A 16,639-nucleotide genomic window follows, 5' to 3' on the forward strand; every position below is an offset into this window, starting at 1 on the left:
ACAGGTTACAGGGCAAGAGCCGATTTTCAATCCAACATGCGCTTAAAGCCTGTATGGGTGGGCTCAAATCCGATCCCGGTGTAAAACCGGTGGGCGTCTTCGCGCGTCTTGTTCATGGTTAGCTGGATCAAGCGACACCCAGCCTCCCGCGCACGTGTCTCAACATCCTCAAACATCTGATGACCAAGGCCCTGCCCGCGCATAGCGCTGCTGATCCGCACCGATTCCACTTGCGCCCGGCGCGTGGCCGACAACGACAGGCCGCTGATAAAGGTAATCTGGTAGGTGGCAACAAGGCTGCCATCCGGAGCTTCGCCCACGATCAGATGATTGGCCCCCTCGGCCTGCATCTGCGCAAACGCCGCTTGATACCGGGCAAGGTCATCTATCTCGCGGTTTTTTCCCAAGATATCATCGCTGAGCAGAGCAAGGACCTGCGGAACATCCTCTGCCCGCGCGACCCGAAAGTTCATGCGCATCTTGCGGCTTCTATAAAGACATGGATCAGCGCCGGATCCTTGACGCCCGGAGCACTTTCGACACCCGAAGACAGATCAATCTGGCGTGCGCCAGTCTGGGCAATCGCCTGCCCCACGTTCTGTTGCGTCAAACCACCCGCCAGCATCCAAGGCACGCTCCAACGCCGCCCGGCGATCAGGTTCCAGTCAAAGCTGGTGGCATTCCCACCGGGTCGATCGGCGCCCTTGGGCGGTTTGGTGTCGACCAACAGCTGATCGGCCACCTGCGCATAAATATCCAACTGCGCCAGATCGCTGGCATCTCCCACGCCCACGGCTTTCATCACCGGCAGACCATAGCGCGCTTTGATCTCGCTCACCCGTTCGGGGGTCTCATGGCCATGCAGCTGAAGCATATCAATCGGCACGACCGAGGTGAGTTTGTCGAGAAACGTATCATCGGCATCCACGACCAGAGCCACCTTGGCCACGCCCGCAGGCACCGTTGCCGCCAATTGCGCGGCCAGTTCAGGTGTCGCATAGCGCGGCGATTTAGGGAAGAAGTTGAACGCAACATAGGCTGCTCCCGCTTCAACGGCAGCATCCACGGCGTCTTGTGTGGTGAGACCACAAATCTTTACACGAATATCCTGCGGCATGGCCCTGCTTAGCTGGCCTGCTCCAAAAGGGCCAGCACCTCGTCCTTGCCTTCATGCTTTTCGCCTTTAAGACGCGCAATCTCGGCGCGCAGGCGTTGCATTTCGCGGGCCTGACGGGCGGCCTCGGCGCGCTCTCCGGCTTCGCGGATCCATTCCCATATGAACCCAACAATCAGCCCTGCCAGGACGCCACCAAAGATCACCATGAACAACGGCACTTCAAAGGTGGGATTGGTCGCGGCCAAACCCGCCAACTCATCCGGCCACACCTTGAGCGACACCATTCCTCGGTTGGCCAAAGCAATCAGGATCAGCGCCACCGCGAAGATGGCGATCGAGGCATAGCGAATGTAACGCATGACTTACTTTCCGTTCAGGCGGTCACGCAGCAGCTTTCCGGTCTTGAAAAACGGCACGTGCTTTTCATCGACATGCACCGATTCACCGGTGCGCGGGTTGCGCCCAATACGGGCGTCACGTTTCTTGACCGAAAATGCTCCAAACCCGCGTAACTCAACACGGTTTCCACTGGCCATTGCTTCGGTGATTTCATTGAAAATCGTGTTAACGATTCTTTCCACATCGCGGTAGTAGAGATGTGGATTTTCGTCGGCGATCTTTTGAATCAATTCCGATCGGATCATCGGTGTCCTCTCCCCCGTGCTTTTTAGCGCGTTATCCGAAGACTATAGATAGAATTGCGGGAAACAAAAACGTTTAGGCGGGTTGTGAGAGGGTGTTTTGGCTAAAATTCGCGCCTCAAGTCCCGAAAAATGGCGCAAGCCGGGTGCACAATCCACTTTGCAGCGCCGAAGCGCCAATCTCGAACTTAATCAAAAAGCCATTGATTCGGCTGCACAATCGCCGAACCCACCCCTAACTGGCGTAGCCCGACAACCAATCCCAGGCCTTCGCAGCCGCTCTCTGATCGCGGGATTTGCGTGCCATGAGAAGGTAGAAATCCTGCTGTCCTTCCAACGCCCGGTCCACGGGTTGAACAAGGCGGCCAGCATCCAGATCGCGCTGCACCAAAAAGCGGCTGGCCAGCGCCACTCCCTGCCCGGCCAGCGCGGCCTCAATGCTCAAAGACGTCTGGTTGAATTGCAGTCCATGGTCACGACGAGACCCGGCCAGACCAGCCTTTCCACCCAGAAATTCGGGCCAGAGATTGTGAGTGTCATGCAGCAGGACAAGCCCGTCGAGAGGGTTTCCTTCGCCGTGGGTGTGGCTTTCCAGAAGGTCAGGCGCGCAAACCGCAATGATGTCCTGACGAAACAATCGCAGCTGCCGCAGGCTGGCCCCAAACGGAGGGCGGCCCTGCCGAACGGCCAGGTCAATGCCGTCGCTGTGGAAGCTCGACACACGTTCGGTCGCCAGAATGCGCAGATCGATACCGGGATACCGGGTTGTGAATTCGGGCAAATGCGGGATCAACCAACGGGACGCGAAACTGGGTGTTACGCTGATCGTGACCTGTTGGGCCGAAGGTTTCAGTGCGCGTGTCGCCGCTTCCAGCGTTTCGAAGGCACCCGTTATCTGCGCATGATAAGCGCGCCCGGCCTCGGTAAACGCCAGACCGCGCGGCAACCGGTCGAACAGACGCATGCCAAGATCGGCTTCAAGCCCGCGCACCTGTTGGGCCACCGCCCCCTGCGTGACCGACAAAGCCTCGGCCGCAAGACGAAAGTTCAGGTGCCGCCCTGCCATGTCAAAGGCGCGCAGCGCGTTCAGTGGTGGAAGGTGATCTGAAGTAGGCAATAGTTTTTCTACATCCTTACAGTTGGTATTCTCATCTGCTTATCCTGCATTTTTCATATATATAATACAGAAAGATGACAAACTGACCCCGAAGGATAGCTCTATGACAGTAGAAAAAGTGGCTCTTGTGACAGCTGGAGGCAGCGGGATGGGTGCGGATGCAGCGCGCCATTTGGCGGCAGATGGATTTCAGGTTGGGATTCTCTCTTCCTCTGGCAAGGGCAAGGCCCTGGGGGAAAGCTTGGGGGGATTTGGTGTGACTGGGTCAAACCTTGACCCTGATGCGCTGCAAGAACTGGTTGATGGCGCGACCGAACGTTGGGGCCGGGTGGACGTTCTGGTCAACTCGGCCGGGCACGGTCCGAAAGGTCCGGTGCTGGAGATCGGCGATGACGATTGGCACAGCGGCATGGAGGTGTATCTGATGAATGTGATCCGGCCCACGCGGCTTGTGACCCCATTGATGCAGGCCCAGGGCGGCGGTGCGATCATCAACATCTCGACCTTTGCGGCGTTCGAACCGGACCCGCTTTTCCCCACCTCGGGTGTGTTCCGCGCCGGACTGGCGGCGTTTACCAAGCTTTACTCTGACAAATACGCCGCCGACGCTATCCGGATGAACAACGTGCTGCCCGGCTTTATCGACAGCCTGCCCGAAACGGATGACCGGCGTGCGCGTATCCCGATGGGACGGTACGGACGCACCGACGAAGTATCATCGCTGATCTCGTGGCTGGCCTCTGATGCGGGGGGATACATGACCGGTCAAAACCTGCGGGTCGATGGCGGACTGACCCGTGCTGTCTGAGCCCATTGCACAACAGGTCCGGCGCGACAGGCTTGCCTTCGGGGTGAAATGGGTGGCTTCGGCGATCCAGATTGCCGGCTATGCCGCGACGGGGATGGGATGGACCCCTTGGAACCTTTACCTCTTTGTTGTGGGGGTCATCGGCTGGTTCATGGTCGGAGTGCTGTGGAAGGACCGCGCAATCATGCTGGTGCATATCGTGGCACTTGGGGCGATGCTGGTGGGCATGGCCGCCAGGTAGTTCATCCCTTGGATAACCGCCGGAACATAATAAACAATCATCCTCAAACCGGCATGCTGGGCCAGCCAAGCAATCCAAGCAGGCCCGTTTAATGGCATCATTCAGCGGTGCTTGGATCGCCCGTTGCCCAGGCAACACCCTCGCCCCGGTCCATGGTTCGGATCATTGCCATATCTGAGTCGTCGATTTCGAAACCGAAGAGACTGATGTTCTGTCGCATGCGATCGGGGTTCAGGCTTTTGGGCAGCACGGCATATCCGTTTTGTACGCCCCAACGCAGCAAAAGCTGTGCTTCTGAGACGCCGTATTTTTGCGCCATACTCGTGAAGACACTTCCATCGGCTTTCATCTTGTCGGTCTTGGCGCTGGCCTGCCCCTCTTCGACACGCCATGTCGAAAGCGGCACAAGGCTACTATAGGCAATCGGCGCAATTCCGTTTTCGGCCATGTAGGCCAGCAAATCGGGCTTCTGAGACCAGGGATGAAGCTCGATCTGGTTCGCATCCGGCACCTGAAGGCCAGCGGCTTTAATCTCATCAAGGTGGGATTGGTTGAAATTGCTCACCCCGATCGCACGTGCCTTCCCGGCCTTTTGCAACTCAATCAGAGCACGCCATTGCTCGAGGCGCCTGGAGCCGCCGTATGGGGCATGGATCAAATAGAGATCTACGTACTCCAGGCCAAGCCGCTCCAGGCTGGCATCGCACTCCGCCACGGTTTGCGCCCCGGATTTCGGCTCATCGCCCCACGCCGGATTGCCGGGCCAAAGCTTGGTTGTCACAAAAATGTCGTCGCGCGACAGGCCGGTCGAAGCCAGCCCGGCGCGAATGCCCTCACCAACGGCCTCTTCGTTCTGATAACCGGCAGCAGCATCGATATGGCGATACCCGGCTTCGATGGCCGCCTTTACCACGGAGGGAGCGTCTTCATTGGAAACCAGGTAGGTGCCGAATCCAACGGCGGGTATGTTGGTATTGCGATTGAGGGGAAAGGTGCATTGCGTGGTGGTCATGGTCATCTCCGGTGGTTGACGTGTTTGGGGTCACCATACCGGGCTGGCGCATCGCCTGCCTGCCACTTTCTATAGTTTATCTATCAATTCCTACAAATATCTGAAGAATAAGATGCATCGGCATGTTCCTGATGCTAGGAAGCAGAAAGGAGGGTTAGCCAATGCATATTCGTGATCTTATTGAACCTGCACTGATGCATCTGGAAGAAATAAAGGAAAAGAAGGATGGTGAACTACCCAACCTGTTTGTTTTTCGGGCAGATGGGATCACGGAGTTCGAGGCGGTTGTCTATAATCCTGTAGTCTGCCTGATCCTTCAAGGCTCTAAAGAAACTGTCATTGGCGATCAGGTCAGCAAGTTAGATGCGGGCGATGCTTTGGTGGTCAGCCACGACCTGCCCGTTCACTCGAAGATCACCATGGCATCCGCCGACAGACCCTATCTTGCCTTGATCCTCTCCTTGGATCTGAGCGTGGTAAGAAGTCTCTATGAACAGGTTGGGGCACATCTGGCCGAGGTACCAAGCGCGCGTGCACTCTCCTCTGGTCCGGCCAACCCCGAATTGATTGGGTCAATTGCGCGATATCTTGCTTTGTTGGACAGCCCCTTGGACGTCGATGTTCTGGGGCCACCTATTTTGCGCGAAGTCCACTACCGGCTGCTGATGTCGCCCATCGGGGGCATGTTGCGCAGCCTTCTGTCTGTCGACAGCCACGCGAGCCGGATATCAAAAGCGATCCTGAAGATCCGATCAGAATACCGCCACCCCCTGACCGTTGCGGATCTGGCGCACACCGCCGGGATGAGTCAATCGTCATTTCACGGCCACTTCAAGCTTGTGACAGGCACGACACCCCTGCAGTATCAAAAAGACCTGCGCATGATCACAGCACGCGATTTGCTGCGTACCGGACAGCACAGCGTGGCAGCGGCAAGTTTCGAGGTCGGATACGAAAGCCCAACCCATTTCAGTCGTGACTATCACCGAAAGTTCGGCGTGGCTCCGAGCAAGGAGTTCGCATTGGAACGCGCATAGGAACGGACGCTTGGGTTAATGCGTCATCCAGCGATCACGGCCGCAGGAGGCAATCATGAAAAAGGCCCCGCCAGTTTCCCGGCGGGGCCTTTTTATCTTCAGCTGTCAGACTTACTTGTCGTCGTCGCCTTTCAGCGCCGCGCCAAGGATATCGCCCAGCGATGCGCCCGAGTCAGACGAACCGTACTGTTCCACGGCTTCTTTCTCTTCCGCGATCTCGCGGGCTTTGATCGACAGGCCCAGACGGCGGGTTTTGCTGTCCACGTTGGTCACGCGCACATCCACCTTGTTGCCGACCGAGAAGCGCTCGGGGCGCTGCTCGGAGCGGTCACGCGACAGGTCGGAACGACGGATGAAGGATTTCATGCCTTCGTATTCGACCTCGATGCCGCCATCCTCGATCGAGGTGACTTCAACGGTGATGATCGAGCCACGCTTCACGCCGCCCACGGCTTCGGCGAACTTGTCACCGCCCAGGGCTTTGATCGACAGCGAGATACGCTCTTTCTCCACGTCCACTTCGGACACAACGGCCGAAACCATGTCGCCCTTCTTGTAGCCCTGGATCGCGTCTTCGCCACGCTCGTCCCACGAAATGTCGGACAGGTGAACCATGCCGTCGATCTCGCCTTCGAGGCCAATAAACAGACCGAATTCGGTGATGTTCTTGACTTCGCCTTCGACCTCGGTGCCCTCGGGGAATTGCTCGGCGAACACTTCCCACGGGTTGCGCATGGTCTGTTTCAGGCCCAGAGACACGCGGCGCTTGGCCGAGTCGATTTCCAGAACCATGACTTCGACTTCCTGAGAGGTCGACACGATTTTGCCGGGGTGGACGTTCTTCTTGGTCCAGCTCATCTCCGAGACATGCACGAGGCCTTCAACACCGGCCTCCAGTTCAACAAAGGCACCGTAATCGGTGATGTTGGTCACGCGGCCTGTGTGGACTGAGTTGAGCGGGTACTTGCCAGCCACCAGATCCCACGGATCGTCCTGCAGCTGTTTCATGCCCAGGGAGATACGATGCGTTTCTTTGTTGATCTTGATGACCTGAACCTTGACCGTTTCGCCAATCGTCAGGATTTCCGACGGGTGGTTCACACGGCGCCAGGCCATATCGGTGACGTGCAGCAGGCCGTCGACACCGCCCAGGTCCACGAAGGCACCGTATTCGGTGATGTTCTTGACCACGCCGTCGACATTCTGACCTTCGGTCAGGTTGCCAATAACCTCGGCGCGCTGTTCGGCACGGCTTTCTTCCAGGATGGCGCGACGCGACACAACGATGTTGCCACGGCGACGGTCCATTTTCAGGATCTGGAAGGGCTGCTTGAGACCCATCAGAGGGCCGGCATCGCGCACGGGGCGCACATCCACTTGCGAACCGGGCAGGAACGCAACAGCGCCGCCCAGATCAACAGTAAAGCCGCCTTTGACACGACCAAAGATCGCACCTTCAACGCGCTGATCATCCGCGTAGGCTTTTTCCAGACGATCCCAGGCTTCCTCGCGGCGGGCCATCTCGCGGCTGATAACAGCCTCACCGCGGGCGTTTTCGGCCGCGCGCAGATACACCTCGACCTCATCGCCAACTGCGATTTCGGGGGCTTCACCGGGATTTGCGAATTCTTTGAGCTCGACACGGCCTTCCATTTTGTAGCCGACGTCGATGATGGCTTGGCCCGCTTCGATCGCGATGACCTTGCCTTTGACAACAGACCCTTCTTCGGGTGTGTCCATTTCGAAGCTTTCGTTCAGGAGGGCTTCGAATTCCTCCATTGATGTGTTTTCAGCCATGTGGCGTTTCAATCCTAACGTTTCGTGTTTCTGGCCGTGCGGTTGTCTCCGCCGGTCTTGGGGTTTCATTGGTCAAGGCAAAGCGCAAAACAAAGAGGGCCGGTATTCCCGACCCTGCTCTCTCATTAATTTCGCGACGGTCTCCGCCGTGTCGACAGGGGCCGTATAGACAGGCCTATTGAAGGAATCAAGACCTAAGCGGGGGCATCGGTGGTCCTTTGCCTTGCCTTAATGCGTTTGCGCACTCCTTATTGGGCATAAAGGAGACATGCATGACATTTGCCGAGGCCGCCGCAACCCAACCGTTTCATCTGCAAATCTGGTTCGCCTGGCTGATAGGCGTGATGTTTCTCGCCCCGGTCGCCCTGCTGGCCTTTGCGCAAAGTCGGCGGATCGGGCTGGTCTGTCTGATCGTGGCGCTGGTCACGGGCCCGGTGATGCTGTGGCTTTATGCGCAAGTGGGATATGTGCGTCTGTTGGGCCTAGGGCATGTCGTGCTGTGGACACCGCTGCTGGTGTGGCTCTGGCCGCGCCTGCGTTCCGGAGCCTTGAATGGCTTCCCCCTGATCATTGCCTGGGTGTTCTTTGGGACGTTGGGCGCGTCACTGGTGATCGACTATGTGGATGTGATCCGTTGGGTGATGGGCGACCGCGCGTCCCTGATTCCTCGCCCCAGCTAACAAAGCCTTGCGGCCCGGTTCATCATTCCCCGTGAACTGACGCTGGCCCTCACCCTTTTATCACTCAGATGTTTGATGCGTGTGAGCGGCAATGGCGTCATGTTGGTGTCACCCATAACGGAGCCACACCGATGCCCTTGACCCGCCGCCAATTCGCCACCTCGCTTGCCGGGCTGGGCCTAACCCCGACCATGGCTTTTGCCGCTACGCCGGAATTCGACATGTTGATGGCCACGGTCAACGGCCCCGGCGATGCCGCCTTCGCCGCGCTGAAACAGATCAGAGAGCGCGGACAACCCGACCTGGCCGCGGGCGTGATCATGGCGATGCGGTTTTCGCGCCTGCCGGTGGTGCACTTCGCCCAAACGCTGAGCGCCATCACCGGAGAAGACGCAGGGGATACATGGTTCGACTGGATGCTCTGGCAGGAGCGCAATCCCCAGATCATTCCGCATCAACCCTCGCTGATTGCCATGAAGCGCGAGATTTACCTGCGCATCGATCCCAATTTCGAGGTCTTCCTCGCCCCGCGCTACCTGCGTCGGGATAAAATGGCGATCCGGCTGGAGGAAATCACCTGGGGCGGCGTGCGCAAGGATGGTATCCCGTCGCTCGACAATCCCGCCCTGATTGCCGCTGCCCAGGCGACCTATATGCGCGATGATAACTTGGTCTTTGGCGTATCGATCAACGGTGACACCCGCGCCTATCCGCTGCGCATTATGGGCTGGCACGAGATGTTCAACGAGGTGATCGGCGGCGTGCCCGTGGCGTTGGCCTATTGCACGCTCTGCGGCGCGGGCATTCTGTTTGAAACCAAGGTAAGGGGGCGCTCAAAGCAACTGATCTTTGGCTCCTCCGGGTTCCTTTATCGCTCCAACAAGCTAATGTTTGACCGCGCCACCAACTCGCTGTGGAACCAGTTCACCGGGAAACCTGTCTCGGGCAAACTGATGGGGCGCGGACTCGAGTTGCAACAGCGCCCAGTGGTGATTGCCCCCTGGAAAGACTGGAAACGCAACAACCCCGACACCAGAGTGCTGTCTTTGGAGACCGGGCATCGGCGCAATTACGGCTCGGGCGTTGTTTATCAGGACTATTTCGCCTCGCGCGATCTGATTTTCCCGACGGTCGTGGATCAAAGCCGCCATCGCCAGAAGGATTACGTTTTTGGAATCCGCGAATTCGGCGGCGCCAAGGCCTGGCCGCTGAAGGCCTTCAGGCGCAAAAAGGTGATCAACGATTCAATGCAGGGCAGACCACTGGTTTTGATCGGGGATAACAAGGGGCGTACCGTGCGTGCCTATGAAAGCAACGGCGCGCGCTTTTCCGGCACGGCGCAAAAGCTGACCTCGGATGATGGCACGCGTTGGCAAGTCACAGAAGACGCGTTGATTGCCCCGGACGGGCTACGCTTGCCGCGCGTGGCCGGGCACGTAGCTTACTGGTTTGCGTGGAACGGGTATCTCGGGGCCGAAAGCGCGCTTTACGACGGTTAAGCGGCGTGCACGGTTTTAATTAACCGGATCGCCTCGGCCACAGCATCCTCGATGGTCATATGGGACGTGTCGAGGATCAACGCATCTGCAGCAGGTTTCAACGGCGCCGCCGCGCGCGCAGAGTCGCGGGCATCCCGCTGGCGCAGATCATCCAGCACCTCTTCGTAGGTGACGTCGTGGCCCTTCTCGATCAGCTCTTTGCGGCGACGACCCGCGCGGACGTCGTCACTGGCCGTGACATACAGCTTCACCTGCGCATTGGGGCAAATCACCGTCCCGATATCGCGCCCGTCCAGCACCGCGCCACCGGCCCGCGCGGCAAAGGCCCGTTGGAAATCCAACAACGCCGCACGCACCTCGGCAATGGCGGCAACCCGGCTGGCGGCCTGGGCCACCTCGGGCGTGCGAAGGTCTTCACCGTTAAGGTCTTCGGCCTGCAACGACCGTGCGGCTGCAATCGGATCGGTCCCATCCAACGTGCGCCGCCCGGTGGCACGATAAAGCAGCCCGGTATCGAGATGCCCAAAGCCAAAATGCGCCGCCACCTCCTTCGAGATGGTGCCCTTGCCCGCCGCGGCCGGCCCGTCGATTGCCACTGTAAAACTCATGCGCGCTGCCTAGCGGATGGTCCCCGGCGGCTCAAGCCCCCTGCGTCACAAGAAAACCCGTGGCAGCACACCCCGCCCCCTTGCATCGCGATCAGCGGCAAAGTAGACCATGGCGCGTTGCGGGTATGGTGAAAAGGTATCACGGCAGCTTCCCAAGCTTTAGTTACGGGTTCGATTCCCGTTACCCGCTCCATCATCAGACAATCTCGGGTGCAATTTGGAACACCTGTGGCCTTGCGTTCCGAGGTCTGACACACTCGCCCCGATATCAGGTATAGGGCAGGTCATCATGACGCATTCGGTTCTTTCTCAACCTCTGGACCTGCCATGCGGCGTTCGCCTGGAAAACCGCCTGTCCAAAAGCGCGATGACCGAGGCGCTGGCCGACCGCCGTGATCGGCCGACCGAGGCGCACCAAAGGTTGTACAAGCGATGGTCTGAGGGTGGGTTGGCGCTTCAGGTTACCGGAAACGTCATGGTCGACGGACGCTATCTTGAGCGACCCGGGAATGTGGTTGCTGAAGACGAAAGCGGGCTTGAGGCGTTGAAGGCTTGGGCCGAGGCAGCGAAATCAGGGGGCAGTCACATCTGGATGCAGATCAACCATCCCGGCCGCCAGTGCCCCGTCGTTGTGAACACCAAGCCCCTGTCCCCCTCTTCGGAAAAACTGCGGATTCTGGGACTGTTCGGCAAACCCAAAGAAATGACAGAGGCAGACATCGACGATGTGATCGCGCGCTATGCTACAACGGCCCGGATCGCGCAGAAGGCAGGATTTGACGGGGTGCAGATCCACAGCGCCCATGGGTATCTGATCAGCCAGTTCCTGTCGCCGATCACCAACCGACGCAACGATCAATGGGGCGGATCGCTGGAGAACCGGGCGCGGTTCCTGCGCGGTATTTACGCGGCAACCCGCGCGGCCGTCGGCCCGGATTTTCCAGTGGCGGTCAAGCTGAACTCGGCTGATTTTCAGAAAGGCGGGTTCACTTTGGAGGACTGCGCACAGGTTGCCAAATGGTTGGAAGCGGACGGCATTGACCTGATCGAACTTTCGGGGGGAACTTATGAGCAGATGAGCTTTGTCACCGGCACCGAGGAAGAACAGCGCGAGAGCACGCAAAAGCGCGAGGCCTATTTTTTGGACTATGCGCGGGAAGTGCGCCGGGCGGTAAACGTTCCGATCATGGTGACCGGCGGCTTTCGCAGCCGCACAACCATGGAACAGGCGGTTTCTCAGGATGGTATTGATATGATCGGCCTGGCCCGACCAACCTGTGTGCATCCGGACGCCGCCACATCGCTGCTGAGCGGGACGAGCGACAGGATCGGCATAGAAGAGGACGGGCTGGTGATCGGGCGCGGACGGTTTGGGGTGAACGCAAAAAACTGGCTGATCAACCTGATCAATACAGTGTCTCGGGTCGAGTATTTTGCGTGGCAAATGACCCGGATGTCGCGTGGACAACCGCCCCAGGCCGAAGGCCGGGCCAACGCGCTTGGCTGTTTTATCTGGTATCTCAGCCGAACCACGTTTTTGGGCCTGCGTCGCAAACTGACGCGCCTTGGGTAAGTCAGCGCTCTCGGCAGTCTTCCGCGCCGCCTCTCAAAACAAATCGCCGACGGTCAATAGAGTTGCCAGTCATCCTCGTGTTCGACCTCGCCAATCGCCATCCAGCGGATGCGGGCACGGGCCACGCGCGTATCGGCCCAGGTGCGGAAAACCACCTCGAACCCTTTTTCGGTAATCTTTTCTGCCGCCACATCGGCGCGGGCATTGGTGGCGCTGTCCATATCCCAGAGAGACAGACTGATATGCACGGCAGGAACGGCCTTGAACGGCTGCGAGAACTTGACCCTGTGCCGCCGCTCGCGCGCGCCACTGCCGGTCCACATTTCACCGCCATCCTCATAGTCAGAAAACAGGACGTCTTCGCCCTGATCAATGCCAATGGCCGTGTTGAAAAACTTCATCATCGTGCAAAAAATCCTAACCGCGCTCGACTAATATGGTTTTTGGGCAGAATTGCGAAGAAAAAAAGAAGGGCTGTGGCCTTATGCCTTGTCCGAGTGATCCGAGGCGCATCTGCACTGTGAACTCACACCGCAAACCCGGCCTTGGTAAAGCCTTCAACCCACCGATCAACAACAGTTTGGCTGTAACACTGACGCATCGGACCCAGAATATGATCTTCAAAGCTTCGCCCCTCGGGCAACCCAGCCTCGTAGAGCGCCCGCAGTTCGGTGGCCTCATCCAACTGCCCGGCCTGGGCATGGGCAGCGGCCAGTGATGCCAACAGGTTAAGCGGCAAATCGGTCCAGCGAGCGACGGTGGCCACGGCCTCGTCAAAGCGTCCGGCAAGGTAGTAAACTTCAAGGCAGGCTTCCATCGCCGCAGCCGTCCAAAGCGGATCATGAAGCTGGTACCGCGCCAGCCAGGTCAGGGATTGTTCGGTCTCGCCCAACCAGGCCAGGGTGCTGGCAGCGAATATCATCACCGAGTGGTGGTTTGGGTTCTGGCGGATTGCCTTGTCGATGCACTGGCGCGCCAGGGTGCTATCACCGACTGCGGCATATGCATCCGCCAGAATGGCCAGCACAATGGCATCTTTGGCGGCAAGGTTCAGCGCTATCTCGCCCATCTCGCGGGTTTTGCGATAGGCCTCTTCCGGGGGCACGAAATTGGAAAGGCTACTGCAAGCATGCCAGTTGGCGAGGTTGGCGTAGGCCCGGGCACATTCGGGATCAAGCGCAATGGCCTTCTCATACATGGCAACCGCCTCGGGGGCGGACCAGTCTTCACGTTGCGCCCGTTCGCCCAGCAACACGTAGTCATAGGCGCTGCGGTCGCGTTCCGCTCTGTCCACAGCCTCGTCATACGCATCGGCCTCGATCTTGAGCGAAACTGCGGTGGTAATCTCTTTGGCAACCTCTTCCTGCACGGCAAACTCGTCACCCAGATCACGGTCAAACCGCTGCACCCAGACATGGTTTACCGTCTCCGCGTCAAACAGCATCGCGGTGATACGGACCCGATCCCCGGAGCGGCGCACGCTGCCTTCAAGAACGTAATCAATCTCTTGCTCTTGCGCGATCTGCTCGGTCGTCATTTCGTCGTCATAGTGAAAGGACGACCAGGGCGAGTAGACGGTAAAGCCATTGAACCGGGTCAGTTCGGTGATGATATCCTCGGTGATTCCGTCCGAGAACGCATCCTGCTCGGGCAATCGTGACATGTTTTCGAAAGGCAGCACCGCGATATCAGGCATTTCCCGCGTGGTGTTGCCACTTCCGGTTTTGGAAGGCGCAGCTTCAAGGCGCAGCCGTTCATCGCGCAACCATTCCTCAAATGCGTCGTCGTTCAGGTGGAACCCCGCCAGCAGATCCTGACCATTACCCTCCATCACGGCAAGTTTGGACGGATCAAGGGCCACCTTTTCATTGTCGATACGCAAAACACTCTCGGCATCACCCAGCTCTTTGCGCAGACCGCTCAGCACCTGACGCAAAGAACCCCGCGCCTGTGCCTCGCCCCTGTCGGACCACAGCAGAGCCATGATTTCCTCGCGGCTGCGGGACAAGCCGGGTGACAGCGCCAGATAGGCCAAAAGCGCCTTGGCCTTACGCGATGTCAACGCGATTTTGGAGCCATTGGCATCGGCCAATGAAAAGCTCCCAAAAAGGGTCAAACGCAGCATCAAGGTCTCGCAATGTTCAAAATAACGCCTGTAGGCCCAACTTTAACGGTGAAATCACGGTTCTGCCAGCCGAAGCCCTGCGAAAATCACGGGCATTTTCACGCGCCGCTGACGGGAGGGAGTTATATCTTTGTCATCAACACGGCGGATCGGCCGCCCATCAAACCTAAGGACTAAGACTATGACACCTACTCTTCTGAGCAACGTCACCCTGGCCGGAGCCTTCTCAAACGCAACTCTGGCTGCGCAAAAAAGCGACAAGATGCAAAAAGCCTGTGATCGTCAGGATGTGGTCCGCACCGCACGCCCTTCCCTGATCCAGCGCCTTATGGGCACCTTTTGCCAGCCGGTGAGCCGTTCCGCCTGATCCCTTCTTGGGACGCGACAAAAGAAAAGGCCCGTCGCTGACGGGCCTTTTTTCATTCCATATGCGGGATGATCAGTTGGCGCTCAGGCCAATCTCGTCGCCGATGGCGACCATATCGGCCAGCATCTTGGCGGCTTCGTCAACCGGGCCAGGTTCATTCACATAGGTTTCCTGCGCCTTGGCCAGAGCGTCGGTGGCCTGATCCACCATCGCCTTGAACTGTTCCTGCGTGACATCGCCGCGCGGAACAGCCTGTTCGGCCAGCACCGAGATGCTTTCCTCGTTGATCTCGGCGAAACCGCCGGTCACGACGTATTCGTCGGTGCCCTTGTCGCTGGTCACTTTCAGAACCCCGGGACGCAAAGTGGTAATCAGCGGTGCGTGATCGGGCAGCGCGGTCATGTCACCTTCGGACCCTGGGATCTGTACTTCTTTGGCTGACACCGAGGCGAGCAGGCGCTCGGGGCTTACCAGATCGAATTGGACTGTATCAGCCATTATGGCCTCCTTTTCCGATGGAAGGCGCGTAAGATTACGCACCCTACACCAAGATCATCTCCGTATAGGGTGCGTGATTTCACGCACCCCGCCTTTAGGCGGCTTCGGCAGCCATCTTCTCGGCTTTCGCGATCACTTCGTCGATGCCACCAACCATGTAGAAGGCGCCTTCGGGAAGGTGATCGTATTCGCCGGCCACAACCGCTTTGAACGAGCTGATAGTGTCTTCCAGAGGCACCTGCACACCGTCCGAACCGGTGAACACTTTCGCAACGTCGAACGGCTGGCTGAGGAAGCGCTGGATTTTCCGGGCGCGGGCCACGGTCAGTTTGTCTTCTTCGCTGAGTTCGTCCATGCCCAGAATGGCGATGATGTCTTGCAACGATTTGTAGCGTTGCAGGATACCCTGAACGTCACGGGCCACCTGGTAGTGCTCTTCACCCACGATGGAGGGGTCCATCAGACGCGATGTTGAGTCGAGCGGGTCCACAGCCGGGTAGATGCCCAGTTCGGAAATCGCACGGCTCAGAACGGTTGTCGCGTCCAAGTGAGCAAAGGTTGTCGCAGGGGCGGGGTCAGTAAGGTCGTCCGCAGGCACGTAAACCGCTTGGATCGAGGTGATCGACCCCGCTTTGGTCGAGGTGATGCGTTCCTGCATGGCACCCATGTCGGTGGCCAGTGTCGGCTGATAGCCCACAGCCGAGGGGATACGGCCGAGCAGAGCCGACACCTCGGAGCCCGCTTGGGTAAAGCGGAAAATGTTGTCCACGAAGAACAGAACGTCGGTTCCGGACTGGTCGCGGAACTGTTCGGCCAGCGTCAGACCGGTCAGGGCCACACGGGCGCGCGCTCCGGGAGGTTCGTTCATCTGACCGTAAACCAGGGCAACCTGGCTTTCTTCCAGATTGTCGGGCTTGATCACGTTGGATTCGATCATCTCGTGGTAAAGGTCGTTGCCTTCACGGGTCCGTTCACCCACACCCGCGAACACCGAGAAACCCGAGTGCACTTTGGCGATGTTGTTGATCAGTTCCATGATGAGAACGGTTTTGCCCACACCGGCACCGCCGAAGAGGCCAATTTTACCACCCTTGGCGTATGGCGCCAGCAGGTCAACCACCTTGATGCCGGTTTCCAGCACTTCGGATTCGGTCGCTTGCTCTTCGAACAGCGGTGCGTCCTGGTGGATCGCGCGCATCTCGGAGGCTTTCAGCGGCTCGCCTTCGTCGACCGGCTCGCCGATCACGTTGAGAATGCGGCCCAGCGTCACGTTCCCAACGGGCACCATGATCGGGCCGTCAGTATCGGTCACATCCTGACCACGCACGAGGCCCTCGGTGGCGTCCATCGCGATGCAGCGCACGGTGTTTTCACCAAGGTGCTGCGACACTTCCAGAACCAGCTTTTTACCGTTGTTGTCGGTGTTCAGCGCGTTCAGAATTTCGGGCAGGTGGTCGTCAAACTGAACGTCCACAACGGCGCCGATCACCTGTGTGACTTTGCCTTTTGCATTTGCCAT

19 protein-coding genes and 1 tRNA gene are annotated in these 16,639 nt (G+C 58.6%); 8 read left to right on the forward strand and 12 right to left on the reverse strand.

Annotated features, from left to right (window positions below):
* Positions 1–26: 26 nt before the first annotated feature.
* From V6N02_RS12885 to V6N02_RS12905, 5 genes are all read right to left on the reverse strand, one after another.
* Complete coding sequence (locus tag V6N02_RS12885; RefSeq protein ID WP_371226011.1) at positions 27–479, reverse strand: GNAT family N-acetyltransferase; 453 nt, start codon at positions 477–479, stop codon at positions 27–29.
* Positions 470–1,117 (reverse strand): phosphoribosylanthranilate isomerase, encoded by a 648-nt coding sequence (locus V6N02_RS12890; protein ID WP_371226012.1) that lies wholly within the window; start codon positions 1,115–1,117, stop codon positions 470–472. The genes V6N02_RS12885 and V6N02_RS12890 overlap by 10 nt, the downstream gene beginning before the upstream one ends.
* Before the next feature lie 8 nt (positions 1,118–1,125).
* Positions 1,126–1,476: a LapA family protein gene (locus V6N02_RS12895; protein WP_371226013.1), complete on the reverse strand. Its 351-nt coding sequence runs from the start codon at positions 1,474–1,476 to the stop codon at positions 1,126–1,128.
* Positions 1,477–1,479: 3 nt separating this feature from the next.
* Complete coding sequence (ihfB, locus tag V6N02_RS12900) at positions 1,480–1,761, reverse strand: integration host factor subunit beta (RefSeq protein WP_371226014.1); 282 nt, start codon at positions 1,759–1,761, stop codon at positions 1,480–1,482.
* 232 nt (positions 1,762–1,993) lie between these two features.
* Positions 1,994–2,875 (reverse strand): LysR substrate-binding domain-containing protein, encoded by an 882-nt coding sequence (locus V6N02_RS12905; protein WP_371226015.1) that lies wholly within the window; start codon positions 2,873–2,875, stop codon positions 1,994–1,996.
* A gap of 103 nt (positions 2,876–2,978) precedes the next feature.
* On the opposite strand from V6N02_RS12905, the gene V6N02_RS12910 reads away from it, so the two are divergent.
* Positions 2,979–3,683: an SDR family oxidoreductase gene (locus V6N02_RS12910; protein WP_371226016.1), complete on the forward strand. Its 705-nt coding sequence runs from the start codon at positions 2,979–2,981 to the stop codon at positions 3,681–3,683.
* Positions 3,673–3,924 (forward strand): DUF6552 family protein, encoded by a 252-nt coding sequence (locus tag V6N02_RS12915; RefSeq protein ID WP_371226017.1) that lies wholly within the window; start codon positions 3,673–3,675, stop codon positions 3,922–3,924. Before V6N02_RS12910 ends, V6N02_RS12915 begins: the two co-directional genes overlap by 11 nt.
* 97 nt (positions 3,925–4,021) lie before the next feature.
* On the opposite strand, the gene V6N02_RS12920 is transcribed toward V6N02_RS12915, so the two are convergent.
* A complete protein-coding gene (locus tag V6N02_RS12920; RefSeq protein WP_371226018.1) occupies positions 4,022–4,936 on the reverse strand; it encodes an aldo/keto reductase in 915 nt (304 codons plus the stop codon).
* Positions 4,937–5,097: 161 nt separating this feature from the next.
* Between V6N02_RS12920 and V6N02_RS12925 the strand changes: the two genes are divergently transcribed.
* Complete coding sequence (locus V6N02_RS12925) at positions 5,098–5,973, forward strand: AraC family transcriptional regulator (RefSeq protein ID WP_371226019.1); 876 nt, start codon at positions 5,098–5,100, stop codon at positions 5,971–5,973.
* A 111-nt stretch (positions 5,974–6,084) separates the two neighbouring features.
* On the opposite strand, the gene rpsA is transcribed toward V6N02_RS12925, so the two are convergent.
* Positions 6,085–7,839 (reverse strand): 30S ribosomal protein S1, encoded by a 1,755-nt coding sequence (gene rpsA / locus V6N02_RS12930; RefSeq protein ID WP_371226020.1) that lies wholly within the window; start codon positions 7,837–7,839, stop codon positions 6,085–6,087.
* 203 nt (positions 7,840–8,042) lie between these two features.
* On the opposite strand from rpsA, the gene V6N02_RS12935 reads away from it, so the two are divergent.
* Both V6N02_RS12935 and V6N02_RS12940 read left to right on the forward strand, forming a co-directional pair.
* Positions 8,043–8,450, forward strand: coding sequence for a hypothetical protein (locus tag V6N02_RS12935; protein ID WP_371226021.1), 408 nt, complete (start codon positions 8,043–8,045; stop codon positions 8,448–8,450).
* 131 nt (positions 8,451–8,581) lie between these two features.
* A complete protein-coding gene (locus V6N02_RS12940) occupies positions 8,582–9,949 on the forward strand; it encodes a DUF3179 domain-containing protein (RefSeq protein ID WP_371226022.1) in 1,368 nt (455 codons plus the stop codon).
* Here V6N02_RS12940 and cmk read toward each other — a convergent pair.
* On the reverse strand, positions 9,946–10,557 hold the full coding sequence (cmk, locus tag V6N02_RS12945) for a (d)CMP kinase (RefSeq protein ID WP_371226023.1): 612 nt from the start codon (positions 10,555–10,557) through the stop codon (positions 9,946–9,948). The two genes, V6N02_RS12940 and cmk, sit on opposite strands and share 4 nt — an antisense overlap.
* A 119-nt stretch (positions 10,558–10,676) precedes the next feature.
* Here cmk and V6N02_RS12950 point away from each other — a divergent pair.
* A tRNA-Gly gene (locus V6N02_RS12950) sits at positions 10,677–10,750 on the forward strand.
* Positions 10,751–10,846: 96 nt separating this feature from the next.
* Entirely contained in the window at positions 10,847–12,130 is a 1,284-nt protein-coding gene (locus tag V6N02_RS12955) for an NADH:flavin oxidoreductase/NADH oxidase family protein (RefSeq protein ID WP_371226024.1), read from the forward strand.
* A gap of 53 nt (positions 12,131–12,183) precedes the next feature.
* On the opposite strand, the gene V6N02_RS12960 is transcribed toward V6N02_RS12955, so the two are convergent.
* Together V6N02_RS12960 and V6N02_RS12965 are read right to left on the reverse strand one after the other, a co-directional pair.
* Positions 12,184–12,531 carry an H-type lectin domain-containing protein gene (locus V6N02_RS12960; RefSeq protein ID WP_371226366.1) on the reverse strand — a complete coding sequence of 116 codons (348 nt, stop codon included), beginning with the start codon at positions 12,529–12,531 and terminating at the stop codon, positions 12,184–12,186.
* Positions 12,532–12,656: 125 nt separating this feature from the next.
* On the reverse strand, positions 12,657–14,255 hold the full coding sequence (locus tag V6N02_RS12965; RefSeq protein WP_371226025.1) for a hypothetical protein: 1,599 nt from the start codon (positions 14,253–14,255) through the stop codon (positions 12,657–12,659).
* 181 nt (positions 14,256–14,436) lie between these two features.
* On the opposite strand from V6N02_RS12965, the gene V6N02_RS12970 reads away from it, so the two are divergent.
* Positions 14,437–14,622: a hypothetical protein gene (locus tag V6N02_RS12970; RefSeq protein ID WP_371226026.1), complete on the forward strand. Its 186-nt coding sequence runs from the start codon at positions 14,437–14,439 to the stop codon at positions 14,620–14,622.
* Between the two features lie 72 nt (positions 14,623–14,694).
* Here the strand turns inward: V6N02_RS12970 and V6N02_RS12975 are convergent, their stop codons facing one another.
* Both V6N02_RS12975 and atpD read right to left on the reverse strand, forming a co-directional pair.
* Complete coding sequence (locus V6N02_RS12975; protein WP_371226027.1) at positions 14,695–15,120, reverse strand: F0F1 ATP synthase subunit epsilon; 426 nt, start codon at positions 15,118–15,120, stop codon at positions 14,695–14,697.
* Positions 15,121–15,214: 94 nt separating this feature from the next.
* Positions 15,215–16,639 carry a F0F1 ATP synthase subunit beta gene (gene atpD / locus V6N02_RS12980; protein ID WP_371226028.1) on the reverse strand — a complete coding sequence of 475 codons (1,425 nt, stop codon included), beginning with the start codon at positions 16,637–16,639 and terminating at the stop codon, positions 15,215–15,217.

It is taken from the genome of Roseovarius conchicola, from assembly GCF_041403425.1.
In the GTDB taxonomy this organism is placed as follows: domain Bacteria; phylum Pseudomonadota; class Alphaproteobacteria; order Rhodobacterales; family Rhodobacteraceae; genus Roseovarius; species Roseovarius conchicola.